Raw genomic sequence first — 19722 nt, 5'->3', positions numbered from 1 at the left:
TGAGATTTTTTCCCAACTTTCATGGCCCGGACGCACTCAGGCGAAACGCCTTGGCGAAAACGCTTCGATACTGGAGGTGGGTGCCTTGCCGCTCACCATGTCAGCTACAATTCGGCCAGTGATCGGACCAGACGCAAACCCGACATGCCCGTGCCCGAAGGCATAGAAAACATTGTTAGAACGGGAGGAGGCGCCAATGACCGGCAGACCGTCCGGTGTAGACGGGCGATGCCCCATCCAACGGTCGAGCTTCATTTCCGCGCGTGGCGTCAAGTGATCGTAGGTGGAAAGGGCGTGCTCGATCAAAATATCGACACGTTTCCAGTTTGGTGGCGTCTCCACCGAAGCCAGCTCGACCTGTCCCGAAAGACGTAGGCCTTTTGAAGTCGGTGTATTCGCCATCTTGCCATCGCTTGGCATGACAGGATGCAAAGGCCCTTGTTCCGCGCAAACCAGAACACCATGATAGCCGCGTTCGGCTTCGAGCGGAATCCGGTCGCCAGCCTTGCGCGCGAGTGCTTTGGACCAGACACCGGATGCGATCACGGCCCTGTCGCATTCGAGGCGACCGCTATCTGTCTCGACGGCAATCAGACTGTTATCATCGAAAACGAAACCGTTCGCTCGCGCTTTTACAAGAGTTGCGCCACGGGCGATTGCCGCGGAGACAATCGCTGCAACGTAAGCGCCGGGATCGACACAATGGGCGCCATCCTCCGCCAGAACCCCGAAGTTGTAGCGATTGGAGAGGTGCGGTTCCCGCGTATGCAGTTGCCGCGCATTCAGCTCTTTCCAGCGCAAACCTGTCATGGAGCGCAGGTGCCATGACAATTTCTCTGCTTCGAAATTCTGTCTGCCGGGATAAGCGTAGAGCAGACCTTCCTGGCGAATGAGATGGCTGAGGCCGAGTTCCTCAGCCAGTTTGAGGTGGCGTTGCGGGCTGTCTCCAAGAAGGGTTGACAGCGCACGCGCGGTTTTCTCGACCCGGGCGACCGTCGAGCCTGCAATGAGAAACCTCACCAGCCAAGGCAGAAGCTTGATAATATGCCGCCAACTGATGACGAGCGGACCTTTTGGATTGAGCAGATAACTCGGAATCTGCTTCCAGAGACCCGGCATTGACATGGGTACGACTGAGGCAGGGCTGATCCAGCAGCCGTGTCCATAGCTGGCGCTCTGGCGCCCACCCGGCTCACCGGCTTCCAGAATTGTAACCTGATGGCCGTCGCGGATTAATTCCAGTGCCGCACTGGCACCTACTATGCCTGCGCCAATTACGATTACATGCATATCTATCATTCCCAAGCACTACAGCGGTTAGACGATCGCTGATCGATGGGCGCAAAAATCCGTCTCCTGCTGTGACGCGGAAGTTGGGTTCATCGCTTTTCGATCACTTTAATGGACCCCGGGGCAGAACCGGGATGACCTGTTTTTCAGTTTGCGTGCCAACCAGGACCAACGAGTGGGCCAATCGGCAAATCAGTTCGGACCAAGACCATTATGGAAATGGCTCAGGAAGGATCGCGTCGCCGGCTGAACCGGATTGTCGATAACCTGGCGCGCCTCGCCTTCCTCAACGACGCATCCATCACGCATGAAGATGACACGGTCCGCCACATCGCGGGCAAATGCCATTTCATGCGTGACCAGCAGCATCGTCATGCCTTCGGCGGCAAGCGAGCGGATGACGGACAGAACCTCTCCCACGAGTTCTGGATCGAGCGCCGACGTCGCTTCGTCAAACAGCATGACTTCCGGCTTCATCGCCAATGCCCGAGCGATCGCGACGCGTTGCTTCTGTCCCCCGGACAAACTGTCGGGAGAAGTCGTCGACTTATCGGCTAGCCCGACTTTTTCGAGCAGGCCGCGGGCGATCTCCCGCGCTTCGGCCCTGGATTTTCGCAGAACCGTGATGGGACCTTCCATCACGTTTTGCTCGACGTTCATGTGTGGAAAAAGATTGAAACTCTGGAAAACCATCCCTGTCTTTGCGCGGAAGGCGGCAAGCGCCTTGTCGCCGGGTAGCTTGCGCGTGCTGGAGAAGTCGATTGCCTGATCACCCACGCGAATGAAGCCCTGCTCCGGAACCGTCAGCAGATTGACGCTTCGAAGCAACGTCGATTTTCCTGAGCCGCTGGGGCCGATGAGTGCCACAACGTTTCCCCTTTTTACGTCCAGGGTGATGTCCTTCAAGACCTCGAAGTCGCCAAAGGATTTTTTCACGCCGACAAGCTCGATCATATTGTGTTCTGACATGATGATAAGCCTTTCGTGATCAACGGCCCGCGCTCGCTTCAAGCCTGTGAGCTAAGCGTGTCAGCGGGAAAAGGAGGATGAAATAGATGACGGCGATCATTGTGTAGGTTTCCAGCGGCCGATAACTTGCGGACGTGATCAGCTGGCCCTGGTAAAGCAGATCCGGAACGGCCAGAACCGACAGAAGCGATGTGTTTTTTAGTTGGAGAACTGTCTGGTTCATTAAAGGCGGGATCATGCGGCGAAATGCCTGGGGCAAAACCACGCGCGCCATGAGTTGATGTCGCCTCATGCCGAGCGCGCGTCCTGCGTCCCATTGGCCGAGATCGACCGAAATGATGCCGCCACGGATGATTTCGCCGAAGAAGGATGCGCCGTAAAGTGTCAGAGTGATGAAGGCTGCCGAACCGGGCGACAATTCTATTCCGGTCAGGATCGGCAGCGCATAATAGCACCACACAAGCTGGACCAAAACCGGCGTGCAACGGAATATCTCGATGAAGCCAGTGATAAGCGCGCCGAGGATTTTTACGTTTGAAAGGCGAGCCAGAGCAACGAGGCAGCCGACGATCAAGCCTGCAACCGCAGTGCCCACGGTGAAGCCGATGGTATAAAGAACACCCGTCCAGATCAGGCTCTGGTATTGTAAAAGAAAACCGAAGTCCCATTGATATTGCATGTCGTTCCCACTTTTTTATTTATCGCGCTTCACTGATCGAAGCCCCTGCATGAAGCCACCGGCCAAGTGTGAGGATATCGAACACCGGAAGGGCAAAACGCTTCGATATCTCCGCTGAAAAAGGCGGCAAGTTCGTGCATTCAAATACGAGCGCGCCGATGGAAGGCTGCTTGTCGACGAGATCCTGAACGGTCTTCGATAACTCGTTGCTGAGAGCCTCGCGGTCATATGGCTTGCCGCCCTCGATCAACTGGTGAAACGCTCCGCCTTTGGGCAGTCCGGCGACGGGAGGGATATCCTTGACGGCTGCTTCCCGAAAATGAAGATCCGTTAGAGAGTTGAAATCATATGTAATCACGCCGACTTTTTTGCGAGCGGGGAGAAAGGCGGTGATTTGCGGAATTTGCAGCAGACTGGATGTTGCAACGGGAAGTGTCAGGCGGCTTGCAAGCGCGCTTTGGCGCAGCACCAGAAAACCACATGATGTCGTCAATGCGCAGGCACCTTCTCTCGCCAGTTCTTCACCGGCCGCCACAAAGGCATCGAGCAACACCGCGTCGTCCTCGCCATTGACGATCTTTCTGGCGCTTGCGCCTTTGACTGTCTTATAGACGACGGGGAACGGCCAGCTTCCCGCGTTGCCCACATCACCCAAAGGACGCTCGAACGTCGTGTCGAGCATCATGATACCAAGCGAATTGGCCATAATTTCACCGCAAAATAGAATGGCCGCCGTGCATGACGCAACAGTAGCTACCGTTGGAAACAGGGACAGGATCACGGGTGACCCTGTCCACACCCTATCATCAGAACTGAATATCGGCCGGAATATCCTCTTTCTGGACGCCGACCAGATCGAGACTTGAGGTGATCCAGCTCGTCACCACACCGGAGGAGCGGTTGAATTCAAGCCAGTTGTCCACAAAAGTCCGGAATCGTGCACTGTCCTCAGCGCGAACGCCTGCACAGGTCGGCTGACGTACGATTGGTCCGGGGACGACGATCTTGCCGACATTCGCGTTCTTCTTGACAGTTACAAGTGACAACATTGCAACCTGGATGACAGCGTCAGCCCGACCGGTCTGAACCGACAGTGTTGCCTCATCCGGAGTCTTCAACGCCACAAGTGTTGCCTTTGGCAAGACGCGGCGGGCGAAAAGATCATGTGTCGATCCGATATCGACGGCAATGCGGACTTCCGGCTTGTTCAGCTCTTCCCACGTCTTCGGTTCAAGGCCTGGCTTGGCGATGATGGTGAAGGTGTTCTGCATGATCGGACGTGTGAATTCGACCACCAGTGCACGTGACGGTGTGGGGCTGAGACCGAACATGATATCGATCTTGTTGGCCTGAAGATCGAGAACCGCGTTGCCCCAGGTGGTTTCGCTGATTTCGACTTCAGCTTCGAGCGATTTTGCCAGATCACGGGCCATGCTCATACAAAAGCCAGACCACTCGCCGGTCGCGATATCCTTGTGATAATATGGTTCGGTTCCAACAATTCCGGCGACACGCAGCTTCTTGCTGCTGCGTATGCGTTCAAATGTCGAGCCAGCAGCGGGCGCCTGTGCGACTGCCGGTGTAGCAAGAGCGGTTGCAACCGCGCCCGCACCGGCAAGTCCAAGGAGGCTTCCAAAATCACGTCTGTTCATGTCATCCCCTTTTTTACATCATTTGATGGTACTGCTGCTTCGGCGGGTTCCCAGTTATCCGCGTCGCAGTCTCGACAGTTACCTTTTCCCGTCGGGTTTCAGGCACGTTCGCCGGATGAGCTAGTCTTGACGATCTTGCATTTAAAACAAAACATCGAATAATCCATCTTGCATGAATTTTAGTCATGATGAAGGGGTTGGGCATTGAGGCGGTATCTTCCATCACTTTCGGCATTGCATGCCTTCGAGGCTGCGGCTCGCTACATGAATTTCACCCGTGCCGCAGATGATCTTGGTCTCACCCAGAGTGGAATTAGCAAACAGATTCGCAATCTCGAGGATTTCCTAGGAGCTACCCTTTTTCACCGCTCAGGCACGCGTTTGGTTCTGACGGACGTTGGAGCCACGTATTATCGCGATCTTGCATATACACTTGATCGCTTGGAAGAAATTTCGATCGACGCAGTTCGTGGTCGTAGCGTCGATTCCTCCTTGATGGTGGGAACGCATCCCACTTTTGCATCTCGTTGGTTGCCTCAACGGCTTTCTACTTTCATTTCGGCATTTCCGGACATACCCTTGGAGTTCACGTTAGCAACGCCCGCGACCGACTTCGAAACGACACGTCTGGACATAACGGTATTGAGGGGGGCTGGCACGTGGCTTCATGCCCGCGCGATTGAACTTTTCCCTGAGAAACTTGCTGTCGTTGCAGCGCCCGGCCTCATTCCATTGGGCAAAAAACTCGATCCACTCGACTTTGCTAATTTCCCTATGATACAAAATGCCGGTAGGCCGAGCCTCTGGCTGAACTGGCTGCGTTTTGCCGGACTATCCTACAGCGGCCGTATTCAGGGAATACGATTTGGTCACTATGAGACGATCATCAACGCAGCAGTAAACGGGCTTGGTATAGCGGTCGTTCCGACGTTTTACATTGAGCAGGAACTAGCAAACGGCCAACTACATATGCCTTTCGGGGAAGCTACACATTCCGACGATTCCTACTATGTCGTTTACCCCGAGAGAAAGGCGAACAATCCGAGTGTTGTGCTGTTCAGGGATTGGTTGATCAGGCAATCCCGTAGATACGGGGACAATAGAACGATTTCACAAGACAGATTATGATAGCGTTAATCCTCACAGAGATTATCGCAATGCCAGAGCGTTTGGTAGTGAGATGCAACCGGAAAAACGTCGGTAGCGCTCGCGTTTTAAGAAGCTGTCGGAGTTGACGAGCCAGCCTTGCTCCACCGACCACGGGAACCATCAGCGTGTCTCCTATACACAAGGACAAGATCCTCCTCAGATACGCCGCGTTGGATCAGCGTGCGTGTAAACGCACCTGTTCCCGGACCAAGCTCGATGACGGGGCCGGATTGAGGGGATATCTCGGCGGTCATGATTTTGGCGAGCGCGCGCCCGGACGGGGCAACGGCCGCGACGCGAAGCGGTTCAGCGAGCCAAGCGCGAAAGAAGTGGAATGCCTCCAAAGCCTTGGTGTTCATGACACGTTTCCAAGCGGATCCATGGCTCAGTTCCCACGCGTGACTGCTGGCGCACCCGGAGCAATGGGCGATCGAGGAAGCGTGCCAAACTCGACTCCCGTCAATGTCTCCGATACCTCCCAGAGGCGGTTCGCGACATGCACCTCGAGCGAGCGCTCAGGAGGCTTTGCGTAATCGGGGTAGCCGCGCATCTCGCCCATTTTGTCCGGGCCGTAATATGCGCCCCCTCGCGCTTCTGGCGACGTTGCCGCAAACAAAGTTGGTAGAGCACCTTGCGCTGCGGGCTGAAACAGGAACCATAAGAGGGAGCGCATAAGGCCCTGAACACTATTGGGGCCGGGCGCATTTCGAAGGAGATCGGTCCGCGAGATCCCGGGATGCGTACCGATGCTTGTAATGCCCCAACCGGCAACTTCGCTTTTGCGCTGCAACTCGAAGGCAAACATCAGGCACGCGAGCTTGGACTGGCTGTAGGCGGACATTGGTTTGTAGGACCGTTCGGCCTGCAGGTCATCGAAATTAATAGCGCCACCGCGTGCTGCTACGCTGGAAAGCGTGACGGCTCGCGGATTATTCCCATGCATAAGCAGCGGCAGGAGATGGGCCGTGAGGGCAAAATGACCGAGGTAGTTTGTGCCGAGCTGCAATTCGAAGCCGTCCCTTGTTGTCTTGCGGGTCAGCGGCGTCATGACACCGGCATTGTTTATCAGGACGTCGATACGCTCAAGATCGTGTCTTAGCCGCCTTCCAAAATCGGCTATAGAGGCAAGGTCCGCAAGATCGAGTATTTCGAAGGTTACGGACGCGCCCGGCACTGTCTGCTTCAGGTTGTTGACGGCCTCGGTGCCCTTGGCGGCATTACGCCCGGCGATGATGACGTTGGCACCGGCGCGGGCGAGCGCCAGTGCTTCTTCAAAGCCGAGGCCGCCTGTTCCGGTCACGACGATGGTTCTGCCGTTCTGCGGCGGGATGTTTTTGTGGGTCCATTTGAGCGGCATCCTGGCGTCCTTTGGGCTTGCGAAACAGGGGAAGGGGCGCCACCGAACGCGCTCAGGGATGAGGGGTCACGTTCGGTGGCTCAGAGGCCGCCGATGGGGGGCGAGCCCTATCTGATTTGAGTTTATTGTCATCTTTGTGATCGCCAGAGCGACAAAGTGCTGAAATCTATAAGCCTCAGCATAGGCCACCATTCGCGAAAACGTTCTGACCGTCGATCCATGCGCCGTCGTCAGAGCAGAGAAGGGCAATGACGTTCGCGATATCTTCCGGTTGGCCCAGACGCCGAAGAGGTGTCGCTTCGGGAATGCCGCGAAGGGCTTCCTCGCCATGCTGGCGCAGTAGCTGCGTATCGACAGCACCCGGTGATACGGCGTTGACCGAGATATTGCGACCGGCCAGCTCCTTCGCGAGGACACTGGTGTAGATTTCCTGCGCCGCTTTGGTGGCGGCATAGGCACCTGTATATGCAGGTTTCTGGTTGGTGATGCTCGAACTCAAACTGATGATCCTGCCGCCATCGCGTGTGCGCCGTGCTGCCTCACGCAGGACGTTGAAGCTGCCGGTCATGTTGGTCGCAATCATCCGATTGAAGGCAGCATCGGTCATTTGGGCAAACGGACCGACATTCATGATCCCGGCATTGTTGACCACCACGTCCAGGCCGCCAAATGCCTCGTCATTAGCGTCGAACAGGGCCGTGACAGCCGCCGGATCCGCAACGTCCGCCTGACGGGCGATTGCCCGGCCCCCGGCGGATTCGATGTCCAATACCACCTGATCGGCCAGATCTTTGTTGGTCAGATAGTTCACCGTCACCGCATAGCCGTCCCGCGCGAGACGGCGGGCAGTGGCGGCACCAATGCCGCGTGAGGAGCCCGTCACGATGGCAACTCGGCCGGTGCCGGCATGAGCGGTTGCGGCGGCTCCTGAAGTCTGGGCCGATGCTGTACTGGCCAAAAGAAGAGCGGCCGGAGCAGCCGCAGAGAGAGCAAGAAATGTGCGGCGGGTATTGTTGGTATCGGGCATTTGGAGTTCCTCTTCTCAAGAGAATTTCGGTGGATGGGAATGGGCTTGAGATCATGCCAAGTGGTCGGTTCGGAATGATGAAACGCGTTGTTTGCGGTCAATCAGGCCACACCAGGCTCTTTCCCGATCCGTGTGTTTATTGCGGATCGCACATCTTGAACCTCAATTGACCGTGGGACTATTTCTGTCATGATCAGTTTACTCCTCGCTTGGTTGCCATGTTCAAGCTAGACGGAGTGTCGAATGACCAGAATGCCCGAACTGCCAAGAAACTTGCCTATTCCTGCAAACAGCAAGAAATCGGCGCACGAAGATCGCGTCCTCCAGTGGCCGCGCAACCGATCGGAGGCTTGCTTGCCGTCACCGCTACTCGCGGCGGTCATCGCCTATATTGAGGATCAAGGCGGCGGTCAGGGTCTGTTTCCAACGCTCATCGACGGGTTCAATATCGTCCGGTCTTTTCATGCGATGATGCCGATGCGGGCGCTTTATCGGCCTTCGCTTTGCGTCGTGCTTCAGGGGGCGAAGGAAATTCACTTCGGTGAGGACAGGCTTGATTACGGGGCGCTGGAATGCCTCGTGGTCAGCGTCGAACTTCCGGCGACGGGCCGGATCGTCGAGGCAAGTCCCGAATTCCCCTATGTCGGTGTAACTATCGATTTCGATGTTGCCATGATGCGCGAGGTTCTCGAGCAACTGGAAACGCCGCCAACTCCGGCGTCGGATCCGGGTCCCTGCGTTTTTGTGGGCAAGGTCGATGACCCGATGGCAGACTGCCTGATGCGTCTCATCCGAATGGCGAAGACACCTAAAGCTATCCCGATCCTGTATCCATCGGTGATGCGGGAGATCTGCTACTGGCTGCTTAGCGGACCGCATGGCGCGGAACTCTGCAAGCTGGCACTCCCTGAATCGAATATCGAGCGTGTGGTCAAAGCCGTGTCGATGCTGCACGTCAATTTCGCGCAGACACTGCGGATCAAACAACTGGCAGACATTGCCCGAATGAGCCCGTCATCGTTCCAACAACACTTCAAGGCATTGACTTCGATGACGCCTCTGCAGTTCCAGAAGCAGTTGCGCCTGTTAGAGGCAAGGCGGCTGATGGTAGCCGAAGCCGTAAACGTGACAGAAGCCGCCTACAAGGTCGGTTACGAGAGCGCTTCGCAATTCAGTCGTGAATATTCTCGGACCTTTGGGGTCGCACCGAAACAGGATGTCCTGAATCAGCAGCGCCTCTACAGCGAATATGGAAGCCGTAGCGTTCAAAGCGGCTAAGCGTATTACGTGAACAAGGATCCACGCAATACGCCATAGCGTTTCCATCTAACAAGGAAACGCTATGGCGTGAGGTTAAGGCAGCACCGGGAGACCTCGGCCTGATATGAATTCGCTTCATTTTATTTGATCACGAGTAGGGTTATTTTGCCATCAAACAGCTGGAAGTTCATCTGGCCGGTACCGTTGAAGCCGTTGCCAGTGACGGCCACTTGGAGGCGGAACCCCTGGAAGCAGGATTTGATCGCCAGCAAGCTTATCCGAGACCCGACACCGATGTTGTCAGTCCTATTCCAGTCCGTGATCGCAGTGATGCCCGCATAGTTCCTATCATAGTCGATCAGCACCGCGTCATTGTTGAAGCAGGCCAGGAGGGCATGTCCATCTGCGCCATTGGTACTGTCAATGAACTGCCTTATTGCCTCGGGCAATTCATCGAGCGCTTTCGGTGTCGGCGCAAACGCTGCGTCGTTCGCGGGGTGTTTAGTTATCGAGGACATTTATGCGTCCTCCCTCTGCCGTGTCCCGGTTGCGGGCTTCGATGAAACGCATGGTGGCGTTTACGGTGTGTCCGGCCCCCGCGAGCGTCCGCGACATGAGCCGGCCCATGCCAGTGCCGGCTCCCGTGATGATGATGACTTTTGTCATTGTCCTATCCAATAGGTTGACGGTGGACCCAGGGCAGCATCATGCCGCCACGACGCTGCGAACTTTCTTCTCGATCGTTTGCACGGCCCATCCGGCTACGGAGCCGATGGCCGTGGCGCTGCCCAGCTTCACGATCGACGCTAGTTCGGGCTCCAAGTGCGCGGCGAAGAAGGTGATCAGTCCGATGAAGTAACCGAGCAGGTTGTTTAGAAACGGCAAACCGCGGGTAGAGATCACGGTGAGCGCGACGCAAAAGACCACGATGGGAAAAGCAAATGCGCCGAGGGTCGGTGTAAGAATGCCTGTCGCTGTTACCGCGACCGCGCCGATGCAAAGACCAATGACAGCGCCAACCCAGCTTTGGAAACCTTCCCTTACGGAAGGACGCCTGCTGAAATAGGCGACCCAGCCCATGAACATTGCCCATGGCGGAAGCGTCAAAAGCAAGCTGCTTTGGGCTGCCACCGCGGCAGTAAGGGCCGCCGTCATTGTCAGAGCAATGTAAAGGCCCGCGCTTATGTTGCCGGCCCCATGGGCCGCAGGGGTTCGCGTGTTCGCTTCATGCGACATCTCAGTGTCTCCTTGGTTGTTTTCGTAATGATCTGCTTCGGTGTCGTACGATCAGCACATGCCGCCGTTTGCGCGTAACGTCTGGCCGTTGATCCAGGCACCTTCCGGTCCTGCAAGAAACGCAACGACACGGGCTATATCCTCGGGTTGACCGAGACGTTCGAGCGGGTTCATTTTGGACATACGCTCGACCAGTTCCGCGCTCTTGCCCTCGAGAAAAAGTTCGGTTGCGGTCGGTCCCGGCGCGACTGAGTTTGCAGTGATGATGCGGCCGCGCAGTTCCTGAGCCAGAACCTGGGTCAAGCCCTCGACCGCCGCCTTGCTTGCGATGTAAGGCCCGTAGCTCGGCAGGTGCATGCCGATGACGCTGGACGAAATATTGATGATACGCCCGCCATCACGAACACGTCTGGCTGCCTCGCGGCAGACATTGAACGTGCCCTTGAGGTTGATGGCAATCATCCGGTCGAGATCTTCGTCGCTGAACTGGGCCACCGGTGCCAGCTTCATGATGCCGGCGTTGTTGACGATCACGTCCACTCCACCGAAAGCGGCCTCTGCCGCATCGAACATTTCAACGACGCTCGTGGAGCTGGCGACATCCGCCTGAGAGACGATAGCGTCGCCACCGCTGCCTTTGATCGTTTCGGCAACCTGCTGGGCAGCGGCGCCGTTGCCTGCATAATTGACGACAATCCTGAACCCGTCCGCCGCAAGGCGCTGGGCAAGCAAGGCGCCGATACCGCGCGATGCACCGGTGATCAGGGCAGTCTTTCCGTTGCTGGTCATGATGGTATGCCTTTCTTCGAGCGCTGCAATCATTCGCAGCAGCTAAACGTATCGGCTTGCCATCGATAAAAATAATGCATAGTTATCAAGGTAAAGATGACGGGTAGTATGGGTCATGGCATTTGACAGCCGTTTGCTGAATGGTATCGGGGTCGTCTCCGCGGTGGTGGAGGCGGGCAGTTTCGCGCGCGCAGGCGAAGCGCTCGGGCTGACACAGCCAGCCGTGAGCCGCGCCGTCGCCAGGCTGGAGCAGCGTGTCGGTATCCGGATTTTCAATCGTACGGCTCGGGCGATTTCACTGACCGACGAAGGGCGTCGCTATTATGAAGCGGTCGCTCCACTGTTGGCAGGCATAGAGGACGCAACCGTACGCGCCGGCGATACGAGGGCGCTGGTCAATGGCCGTTTGAGGGCCAATGTCGATGGCGCCTTCGGCCATTACGTCTTGACACGGCGCCTTGGGGAATTTCTTGACGAGTTCCCGGAACTTGCTGTCGATGTCGCCGTCAAGGATACAATGGGTGATCTCGTCGGCGACGGATTCGATATTGCGATCCGTTTCGGATATCTGGAACCCTCCAACCTACGGGCCGAACTCTTACTGGGAACGCGGGTGATAACCTGCGCATCTCCCGACTTTATTGCGCGCCACGGCATGCCATCCCACCCGAGGGATCTGGAAAGCAGATATCCATGCGTGCTCATCCGCGACCCTTCGACAGGCCGTCCGTTCGAATGGGAATTTCAGCGCGGTGACAAAGTCATACCACTCAATGCGGGCGGACGGCTTATGGTTTATGACACAGGATCGCTGATCGGAGGCTGCCTTGGCGGAATAGGGATCGGGCAGTTGCTGGAACTTTACACCAAGGATCTACTGGCCGAGGGAAAACTGGTTCAAATCCTACCCGACTGGTCCGAGGAGACATTTCCCCTCTATGCCTATTACCACGCTTCTAACTTGATGCCTGCCAAAGTGCGAGCATTTTTGGAGTTCATTCACAGGCTTGTTGCCTGATCTTGCTCTGCCCGTCCGGTGTCACCGCAGCACAGCTTATTGCCATGCTAGTCGATGTCGCGTTGGCGAATTTATACAAATCTCCCATTGAGCGAACCGTTCAGGCGAAGCTGAGGTCTGGCCTGCTGCCGGTTTATGAGACGCGAGGTTAAGCTAATCCCACCTTGGTTTCAAAGTCGTTTGGGCTGAGATACCCCAGTGTTGAGTGGCTACGTTTCGGGTTGTAGAAGCGCTCGATGTAATCGAACACGTCCGCCGGGTCAGCTCTCATGTTTGGATGCCCCGTTCGATGCAAGGACTTTTTTGACCGCCAGAGCGAGTGATCGGGTGCGTACATGTTTCAGACCTCATGTTGCGGCGATGACATGCCGCGGGCCGGTATGGTGATACGCGGACTGGACTCCAAATCAGTGCAACGCGCTAAAAGCTTCCTGAGAACTACTGGTTTGCCCAATCCCGATCTGTTCGATCATTTGCCCATGCGGATCATGTCCTCCTCACATCGCCGGCACTCCAATTAGAACGTCTACCTTCAGCAGACCGCTCCGCTTGGATCTCGGTATTCTTGATTGCGCCAGAGCATTGCCCAGACGATCCGCGACAGCTTGTTTGCCATCGCAATCGCCACCAGCATGCGTGGCTTTCGGCCCAGCATATTCGAGAGCCAAGAACCAGGTCCCCCACCGCCTCGGCCCTTCCAATGCACAACAGACATCGCGCCTATAATCAAAAGCCTCCTGATATCTCGTTGGCCCATCTTCGAGGTGCGGCCAAGCTTTTGCTTGCCTCCGCTCGAGTGCTGTCGCGGGACAAGGCCAAGCCAGGCTGCAAAATCGCGACCACTTCGGAATGCCTCCATAGGCGGCGCGAAGGCAGTGATTGCCATCGCGCAAATCGGTCCGATCCCTGGCACTTTCTGGAGCCGTCGAACGATATCGCTTTGTTTTGCTTCCGCTGCGATACGACGATCGATCTGATCAATCTCTTCGTGCAACTGAGTGATCTGGCTGAGATAAAGGCGTCCCATGGTCCGTACCAACTCAGGCAAATCGTCCGCCGCAATGAGCGTCGCGAGCCGCTCAACGTTGCCTAATCCTTTGCCCACGATGATACCGTGCTGTGCGAGGTGACCTCGTAGGGCGTTCACCATTTGCGTTCTCTGTCCGACGAGAAGATCGCGGGTCCGGAATAACATTGCACGAGCTTGCTGTTCAGACGTCTTTACAGAGACGGTCCGCATCGTCGGTCGCATTGCAGCCTCTGCTACGGCTTCCGCGTCAGCGACATCATTCTTTTGCCTTTTGACGAAGGCCTTCACATAGACTGGGGGGATCAGCCGAACGTCATCACCCATGCTTGCGAATTCTCGACCCCAATAATGTGCCGTACCACACGCCTCCATCGCAACCACACACGGCCGAAGTCCGGCTATAAATTTCGGAAATTGCGACCGCGACAGTTTCTTGCGAAACAAAACTCGGCCATCGGCAGTCGCGCCGTGCACTTGAAAAAACTGCTTTACAAGGTCGACGCCGACGACACTGACTTCCTCCATAAATGCCTCCTACTGTGTTGGTGACTTTACGTATCACCATCTTGGCACATCGCGATGCCGGTGGGAGGGGCATCCAACCCATCAGTGAAAATCAACATCCTGTTCGATTACGCCACAACAAAAGCCGGCATAGTCGCCTATACCAAGGCGCTATCGAAGCAACCGATCTAAAAGGGCGTACGCGCCAACGTCGTAGCGCCAGGGCCTTTCTGGACCGTCCTCCAACCCAGTGGCAGTCAGCCCGACGAGAAGGTCAAACACTTTAGAGAAGACAGCGATTTTGGGCGACCCGGCCAACCCGTTGAACTGGCACCGCTCTATGTCCTTCTCCCCTTACAAGACGCAAGCTTCATCAACGGTGAAGTTTACGCCATGGCGGGTGGCAAGGGTATCGCCTAGCCGAACATCGGGGCTTTCGATGCAAAACCATGATCCGGCAGTTCAGGATCATGTCAAGATCGGCATCCTCATGGGGTCGGTGGTATCCGGTGCAACAGGAGCGGTGCTGCTTTCGATATCGAGCAGGAGGACAAGCAAAACAGAGAAAAGCGCCGCCATCAAAGATTTATTTGCGACGCTTCATTTTCTGAACTCGACATGTGATTGCGGGCGTGGCTGAAATGATCGATATATACCGGTGAGTGCGGTCAACACGCGAGCATTTCAGGCCGCCTCGCTCCAGTCAGACGGACGAACCTGTGCGAAAATCGCCTCAAGGTTCAAAAAGCAGATCATCTGCTTGTCGTATGCCAGAATGCCTTCCGCATAATCGCCAGCGGAACTCCCAACTGCGACGGGGACCGGCTGCAGCTCCGATTGCGACACAGTCAGTATGTCTGAGACGCGGTCTACCATCAGGCCAACTGTCGTACCGTTGACGCTTGTCACAACGATCGCGCTCCGTTCGCTCGCGATCGCAGCTGTCATCCCCAGCTTGATTGACAAATCGATGATGGGAATGACGGAGCCGCGAAGATTCATCACTCCGAGAACATCGGGCGGCGTATGCGGCAAAGGTGTCACGGGAGCCCATCCTCGAATTTCGCGGATGGAGGTGGTACGCACGCAAAATTGTTGTTCGCCCAGCATAAAGGCGATGATCTCAAGTGCGTCGGAACTATCGATCCGATTTTCCGCCATCAGAACTCCTCCCACTCGCCCTTGCTGGTGTCTATAGCGACATTCCCCGAAAACGCGGACGCGATCTTTCGGCCAAGAGCGCGTGCAGGAGAGACTGCGGGGATATCCCGGCTGGACACAGAGCGTACAGGCGTCGCGTAGGCGCTATCGTCCAGCTTGAACTGAGCCAGCAAGCGGTTCAGAGACTGCACTTCCTGCGCAAGGCTGTGGCTTGCCGCCGTGGATTCCTCCACCATCGCGGCATTCTTTTGCGTGTCCTGATCCATCTGGTTCACGGCGGTATTGATCTGTTGAAGGCCGGAAGATTGTTCCTGGGCAGACTCTACGATGGAAACAACATGCCGGTTGATCTCCTGCACCTCCGAAACGATGGTTTCGAGCGCTTTGCCAGTATCGCCAACCAGTTGGACACCCTCGTGAACCTGTTCATTCGACGTTGTGATGAGCGCCTTGATTTCCTTGGCAGCAGTTGCGGAGCGCTGAGCAAGTTCACGGACTTCCTGGGCGACAACCGCGAAACCCTTGCCAGCCTCGCCCGCTCGCGCTGCCTCAACGCCTGCATTCAATGCCAGAAGGTTGGTCTGGAAGGCGATTTCGTCGATTACGCCGATAATATTGGAAATTTCGCCGGAAGATTTGGAGATCTGCTCCATGGCAATGACGGCTCGACGGACGATCTCGCCGGACTGTTCCGCACCCGCTTTTGCCCGAGACACCAACTTGCCTGCATCCTGAGCGCGGACCGTCGAGTTTTTAACGGTCGTTGTGATTTCCTCCAAGGCGGCCGCCGTCTGCTCGACTGCTGCAGCCTGTTGTTCTGTCCGTTTAGCCAGATCGTCGGCGGCAGACCGGATTTCGTTGGCGCCGCCATCGATGCCGCGGGCGTTTTGGGCTACCTGTTTCAGTGCTTCCTGCAATTTGCCCGCCGACTGGTTGAAATCGTTGCGAACGCCGTCCAGAGCTGTGGTGAAGGGCTGAGAGATCCGGTAAGAGACGTCACCGTCGGAAAGTTTTGACAGGCCAGCGGCCAGATTATCGACAGCAAACTGCACATCAGCCGCTTCCCTGGCCTTTTGCTCTTCGCGCTCGATCCTTTCTTTTTCGCTCATGGATCGGTTGGCTTCCGTTTCGCGCTCAAGACGAATCCGCTCGATCGCGTTTTCACGGAACACCTGAACGGCATTCGCCATCTGTCCGACTTCGTCCTTACGCTCGATACCGTCGATGCCAGCATCGACCTCACCGGAGGCCAGCGACGTCATACGCTCGCGCAATTTTGCAATCGGCCCAGTTATTCCGCGCGATGCGATCACAAGCGCGGCCGCGATTCCAATGATGAAGAGGGCAATGATTGAGCTCAGCGACGCAGTAATCGTTGTATCGGTCACAGAAGTGAGATCATCACTTCGACTTGCCAGGCCTTCCTGCCGGGCGTCGTTGTAGTCGCGCAAGTCGTCGCGCCACTTGTCGACAAGGGAGTCAGCCTCAGCCAGCTTTTTTAAGGCATCGGCGGCCTCACTCTTGCTGTCGAGATCGAGGGCTTGATCCGTGATGGAAAAGATGTCCTCCGCTCTTTTTTTAAACGCGTTGATTTCGACGGAATTTTCGGGGGTTAGCGTGCTCGCTTTTTCCAGGCGCTCGACAACGGCTTTCCGGTTGGTTACGTAGTCACGTTTTGCTTCAGCGTATTGAGGCGATCCATTTTCGTAGGCGACCATCTGATATGCACCATAAGGCACGCTGATCATGGCGGATACAGCCCGTGACGTGAGCACCGCCGCCGTGCTGTCGGTCGCAATGAAGTCCGAATATGTACTGTCGGCGTTCTTGAAGTCGTAGGCCATGAAAGCGGATGCACCTACGCCGACGATGCACAGCGGAATGACTATGGAGAGAATTTTCGTGCGGATACTTGCATTTTTCAGATAAGACATCGGAGCCTCTTGAGCGGGTCCGGTCCGTCCTGTGCTGGTGGATTTCGGATCGAAAAAATGAACATTGCACATTTTGAGCGCGCATCATCCGAGCTCCCTCCGGCAGCAAAATATTAGTTTTCACCCGCGAGTTTCGTTATGGCACCAGACAATGGTTAATATTTCGAATTCAACCGCCTTTGGAGGCAGCATACTGCTTAATTCTTTATATTTCTTCAGACCGCTATCGAACCTCCGATAGCGCTTAGGTTGAGCATCCAGTGGCAGGCGTATTCTTTTGGTCGAGAGACTTAGTTAAAAGCAGCGAGGGACGGTCCAGACGGATAAGCTGTTGGAATGTGTCCGCCGCCATGCCCAAGGTTGATGGTAGAGCAACAATCTTCTTCAATGGCCTCACGTAAATTCGATACTCTTCCACGCTGACGGATACCACGTGGTCGAGCTCATTCCGTCAAGCCAAGTGTGCCGCAAGAGGGTTCTTTGGCACCATCGGCGGTGGAGCACGAAGTTGACAGATTATGACAATTGACCTATATGGCTTGTTAGGACGTTTGACCTAATTTAAATTTTGGGGAAGCTTCATGATCGTCGATCTCTTCAATACCTTTCAGCTAGGCGATTTGCCTCTGTCCAGCCGCATGGTGATGGCGCCGATGACGCGCAACCGCGCCGATGGTGAGGGCAATGTGACGCCGATGATGGTTTCGCACTACCGACAGCGAGCTTCTGCGGGTTTAATCATCGCCGAGTCCACGACTGTTTCTCCCGAGGCGGTTGGCTACCCCTTCACTCCCGGCCTTTTCACCGACACGCACGTGAGCAGTTGGCTGCGACTGACCAACGCCGTGCATTCCTCAGGAGGTCGTATTTTCGTGCAACTGCAACACTGCGGCCGGGTTTCCCATCCCAGCCTCCAGCCGGGGGAAGCCGTCCCAGTTGCGCCATCGGCGATTCGCCCGTCCGGAAAGGCAGTCACCTACGCCGGGATGCAGGACTTTGTGACGCCGCGCGAACTGATGCTCGCGGAGATTCCAGGTCTCGTCGCTCAGTTTCGACATGCCGCGGCGTTGGCAAAGCGCGCGGGATTCGATGGGGTCGAGATTCACGGAGCGAACGGATACCTGATAGACCAGTTCCTGCGCGACGGCAGCAACCGGCGAGGTGACGCGTACGGCGGTAGTGTCGGCAACCGTATGCGATTGCTGAACGAGATCCTCGACGCCGTCAGTGAAGTTTGGCCCGTAGGAAGAATTGGTGTGCGTCTGACACCAGAAAACAGCTTCAACGACATGGTCGATTCCGACCCGCAAGCTCATTTCGAATACATCATCCGGGAGCTTGGGGCTCGAGGGCTTGCATACGTCCACGTGCTACAAGGAGACATGTCAGCAAAATCGTCTGTGGTTTACTATCGCGCTCTTCGGGCATGTTTCGCTGGCACATATATCGCGAACAACGGCTATGACCTAGCCCGCGCAAAGCAGGCAATCGCAAATGGCGAAGCCGATCTCGTGGCATTCGGCCTCCCCTTTCTCGCCAACCCTGATCTCGTACGGCGTTACCGGCAGGGATTGCCGTTGAACACGGCTGATCCAGCGACTTTCTATGGTGGGGGCGACGCCGGATATACTGATTATCCGTTCTTCACGGGCGAAGAGGCCTCTGCTGCCTAAGGTGTCCGAAGACCAACAGGGAATTACTACGATGGCCAATCGGGCTACACGTGAGGAGATCGTCGGCGTAGCGGACGATCTGTTCTATCGCAGAGGATTTGATCACACGTCCTTTGCAGACATTGCCGAGCTGGTGAAGATTTCTCGCGGCAACTTCTATCACCATTTCAAAACGAAGGACGATATTCTCGAAGCGGTGATTCAAAAACGCCTCGCTGATCGCAATGCTATGCTGGAGCGATGGGAGATAGAGGGCAAGACACCTGTAGAGCGGATCAGCAGCTTCATCGATATCCTGATTGTGAATGGGGATAAGATTAAACTGTATGGATGCCCGATCGGGACCTTAACGAGCGAGCTTGCGAAGCTGAACCATCCAGCGCAGCCAGACGCCGGCAGATTGTTCATGCTGTTTCGGACGTGGCTTCGCCGTCAGTTCGTAACACTCGGTCGAGAAGCAGATGCGGATGTGCTTGCCATGCATCTTCTCTCCCGGAGCCAGGGCGCAGCGACCCTTTTTAATGCATTCCAGGATCAAGACTTCGTTCAGCGCGAGGTCGATCAGATGAAGGACTGGTTGAAGGGTATCGCTGCCGAGGCGTCAACACCTACCGGGGATAAGCTGCCTCGAACAAACCCGCTCGACGCGTCATAGCGCGGCGAGCGCCTTTCTCATTCCATCACAGCTCAAGAAACGGGATAGTTCATGTTTATTGTATTTCTCAGGTTTTCCGACAACAAGCCGCAGGCTGCCCAATTACTAGAGGGGCATAATGCCTGGATCAAAAGAGGTTTCGACAGCGGAATTTTTCTGTTTGCAGGCAGCCTTCAGCCGAACGCAGGCGGGACACTTCTCGCCCACAACATTGATCGGATAAACCTCGAGTCGTTGGTTCAGGAGGATCCGTTCGTGGCAGAGCGTGTGGTGAGCGCCGAGATCCACGAAGTCACGCCAGGCCGGGTTGATGAACGGCTTATGTTCCTGAAAGGGTAA

General features: G+C 56.0%; 21 protein-coding genes and 3 pseudogenes. 8 read left to right on the top strand and 16 right to left on the bottom strand.

Annotated features, from left to right (window positions below):
• Nucleotides 1–36: 36 nt before the first annotated feature.
• The 5 genes from FGF54_RS26650 to FGF54_RS26630 form a co-directional block, all read right to left on the bottom strand.
• On the bottom strand, nucleotides 37–1290 hold the full coding sequence (locus FGF54_RS26650) for an FAD-binding oxidoreductase (RefSeq protein WP_142781893.1): 1254 nt from the start codon (nucleotides 1288–1290) through the stop codon (nucleotides 37–39).
• A gap of 192 nt (nucleotides 1291–1482) precedes the next feature.
• The gene (locus FGF54_RS26645; protein WP_142781892.1) at nucleotides 1483–2259 is read right to left on the bottom strand and encodes an amino acid ABC transporter ATP-binding protein; all 777 of its coding nucleotides are present in this window, start codon (nucleotides 2257–2259) and stop codon (nucleotides 1483–1485) included.
• A gap of 19 nt (nucleotides 2260–2278) precedes the next feature.
• Nucleotides 2279–2938, bottom strand: coding sequence for an amino acid ABC transporter permease (locus FGF54_RS26640; protein WP_142781891.1), 660 nt, complete (start codon nucleotides 2936–2938; stop codon nucleotides 2279–2281).
• A 19-nt stretch (nucleotides 2939–2957) separates the two neighbouring features.
• The gene (locus FGF54_RS26635) at nucleotides 2958–3644 is read right to left on the bottom strand and encodes an aspartate/glutamate racemase family protein (RefSeq protein WP_142781890.1); all 687 of its coding nucleotides are present in this window, start codon (nucleotides 3642–3644) and stop codon (nucleotides 2958–2960) included.
• 100 nt (nucleotides 3645–3744) lie between these two features.
• Nucleotides 3745–4590: a transporter substrate-binding domain-containing protein gene (locus FGF54_RS26630; protein ID WP_142781889.1), complete on the bottom strand. Its 846-nt coding sequence runs from the start codon at nucleotides 4588–4590 to the stop codon at nucleotides 3745–3747.
• A gap of 264 nt (nucleotides 4591–4854) precedes the next feature.
• On the opposite strand from FGF54_RS26630, the gene FGF54_RS26625 reads away from it, so the two are divergent.
• On the top strand, nucleotides 4855–5718 hold the full coding sequence (locus FGF54_RS26625; protein WP_246667050.1) for a LysR substrate-binding domain-containing protein: 864 nt from the start codon (nucleotides 4855–4857) through the stop codon (nucleotides 5716–5718).
• A 158-nt stretch (nucleotides 5719–5876) separates the two neighbouring features.
• On the opposite strand, the pseudogene FGF54_RS27690 reads toward FGF54_RS26625, so the two are convergent.
• The 3 genes and pseudogenes from FGF54_RS27690 to FGF54_RS26610 all read right to left on the bottom strand — a co-directional run.
• A pseudogene (locus FGF54_RS27690) lies at nucleotides 5877–6098 on the bottom strand (phospholipid methyltransferase); the annotation flags it as partial.
• Nucleotides 6099–6124: 26 nt separating this feature from the next.
• Complete coding sequence (locus FGF54_RS26615) at nucleotides 6125–7096, bottom strand: oxidoreductase (RefSeq protein WP_142781887.1); 972 nt, start codon at nucleotides 7094–7096, stop codon at nucleotides 6125–6127.
• A 175-nt stretch (nucleotides 7097–7271) separates the two neighbouring features.
• Nucleotides 7272–8123 (bottom strand): SDR family oxidoreductase, encoded by an 852-nt coding sequence (locus FGF54_RS26610; protein WP_142781886.1) that lies wholly within the window; start codon nucleotides 8121–8123, stop codon nucleotides 7272–7274.
• A 354-nt stretch (nucleotides 8124–8477) separates the two neighbouring features.
• On the opposite strand from FGF54_RS26610, the gene FGF54_RS26605 reads away from it, so the two are divergent.
• On the top strand, nucleotides 8478–9401 hold the full coding sequence (locus tag FGF54_RS26605) for an AraC family transcriptional regulator (protein ID WP_142781997.1): 924 nt from the start codon (nucleotides 8478–8480) through the stop codon (nucleotides 9399–9401).
• 122 nt (nucleotides 9402–9523) lie between these two features.
• Here the strand turns inward: FGF54_RS26605 and FGF54_RS26600 are convergent, their stop codons facing one another.
• Genes FGF54_RS26600 through FGF54_RS26585 form a run of 4 tightly spaced genes read right to left on the bottom strand, consistent with a single transcriptional unit; the run spans nucleotide 9524 to nucleotide 11408 of the window.
• Nucleotides 9524–9901, bottom strand: a complete 378-nt coding sequence (locus tag FGF54_RS26600) for a nuclear transport factor 2 family protein (RefSeq protein ID WP_246667049.1) — start codon at nucleotides 9899–9901, stop codon at nucleotides 9524–9526.
• Nucleotides 9885–10049, bottom strand: a complete 165-nt coding sequence (locus FGF54_RS26595; RefSeq protein ID WP_210247451.1) for a hypothetical protein — start codon at nucleotides 10047–10049, stop codon at nucleotides 9885–9887. The genes FGF54_RS26600 and FGF54_RS26595 overlap by 17 nt, the downstream gene beginning before the upstream one ends.
• 39 nt (nucleotides 10050–10088) lie before the next feature.
• Complete coding sequence (locus FGF54_RS26590; RefSeq protein ID WP_142781885.1) at nucleotides 10089–10619, bottom strand: DUF1097 domain-containing protein; 531 nt, start codon at nucleotides 10617–10619, stop codon at nucleotides 10089–10091.
• A gap of 51 nt (nucleotides 10620–10670) precedes the next feature.
• Nucleotides 10671–11408 carry an SDR family oxidoreductase gene (locus tag FGF54_RS26585; RefSeq protein ID WP_142781884.1) on the bottom strand — a complete coding sequence of 246 codons (738 nt, stop codon included), beginning with the start codon at nucleotides 11406–11408 and terminating at the stop codon, nucleotides 10671–10673.
• Nucleotides 11409–11523: 115 nt separating this feature from the next.
• Here FGF54_RS26585 and FGF54_RS26580 point away from each other — a divergent pair, with 115 nt between their 5' ends.
• Nucleotides 11524–12426, top strand: coding sequence for a LysR family transcriptional regulator (locus tag FGF54_RS26580; protein WP_142781883.1), 903 nt, complete (start codon nucleotides 11524–11526; stop codon nucleotides 12424–12426).
• Between the two features lie 148 nt (nucleotides 12427–12574).
• Here FGF54_RS26580 and FGF54_RS26575 read toward each other — a convergent pair.
• Nucleotides 12575–12682 (bottom strand): annotated as a pseudogene (locus tag FGF54_RS26575) (IS3 family transposase); the annotation flags it as partial.
• A 276-nt stretch (nucleotides 12683–12958) separates the two neighbouring features.
• Complete coding sequence (locus FGF54_RS26570; RefSeq protein WP_142781882.1) at nucleotides 12959–13981, bottom strand: IS110 family transposase; 1023 nt, start codon at nucleotides 13979–13981, stop codon at nucleotides 12959–12961.
• 96 nt (nucleotides 13982–14077) lie between these two features.
• On the opposite strand from FGF54_RS26570, the pseudogene FGF54_RS26565 reads away from it, so the two are divergent.
• Nucleotides 14078–14380, top strand: a pseudogene (locus tag FGF54_RS26565) (SDR family oxidoreductase); the annotation flags it as partial.
• A gap of 19 nt (nucleotides 14381–14399) precedes the next feature.
• Nucleotides 14400–14600 carry a hypothetical protein gene (locus tag FGF54_RS27460; protein ID WP_142781881.1) on the top strand — a complete coding sequence of 67 codons (201 nt, stop codon included), beginning with the start codon at nucleotides 14400–14402 and terminating at the stop codon, nucleotides 14598–14600.
• A gap of 44 nt (nucleotides 14601–14644) precedes the next feature.
• Here FGF54_RS27460 and FGF54_RS26555 read toward each other — a convergent pair whose 3' ends face one another.
• Together FGF54_RS26555 and FGF54_RS26550 are read right to left on the bottom strand one after the other, a co-directional pair.
• Nucleotides 14645–15121, bottom strand: coding sequence for a chemotaxis protein CheW (locus tag FGF54_RS26555; protein WP_142781880.1), 477 nt, complete (start codon nucleotides 15119–15121; stop codon nucleotides 14645–14647).
• Nucleotides 15121–17055, bottom strand: coding sequence for a methyl-accepting chemotaxis protein (locus FGF54_RS26550; RefSeq protein ID WP_142781879.1), 1935 nt, complete (start codon nucleotides 17053–17055; stop codon nucleotides 15121–15123). Before FGF54_RS26550 ends, FGF54_RS26555 begins: the two co-directional genes overlap by 1 nt.
• Nucleotides 17056–17636: 581 nt before the next feature.
• Here FGF54_RS26550 and FGF54_RS26545 point away from each other — a divergent pair.
• The 3 genes from FGF54_RS26545 to FGF54_RS26535 are packed head-to-tail and all read left to right on the top strand — an operon-like array spanning nucleotide 17637 to nucleotide 19722.
• Nucleotides 17637–18728 carry an alkene reductase gene (locus FGF54_RS26545; RefSeq protein WP_142781878.1) on the top strand — a complete coding sequence of 364 codons (1092 nt, stop codon included), beginning with the start codon at nucleotides 17637–17639 and terminating at the stop codon, nucleotides 18726–18728.
• A gap of 31 nt (nucleotides 18729–18759) precedes the next feature.
• Complete coding sequence (locus FGF54_RS26540; protein WP_142781877.1) at nucleotides 18760–19383, top strand: TetR/AcrR family transcriptional regulator; 624 nt, start codon at nucleotides 18760–18762, stop codon at nucleotides 19381–19383.
• Nucleotides 19384–19434: 51 nt separating this feature from the next.
• The gene (locus FGF54_RS26535; protein ID WP_142781876.1) at nucleotides 19435–19722 is read left to right on the top strand and encodes a YciI family protein; all 288 of its coding nucleotides are present in this window, start codon (nucleotides 19435–19437) and stop codon (nucleotides 19720–19722) included.

Origin of the sequence: Agrobacterium sp. T29 (assembly GCF_006970545.1) — a bacterium.
Lineage (GTDB): Bacteria > Pseudomonadota > Alphaproteobacteria > Rhizobiales > Rhizobiaceae > Agrobacterium > Agrobacterium leguminum.
This window is presented reverse-complemented; position numbering and strand designations above follow the sequence as displayed.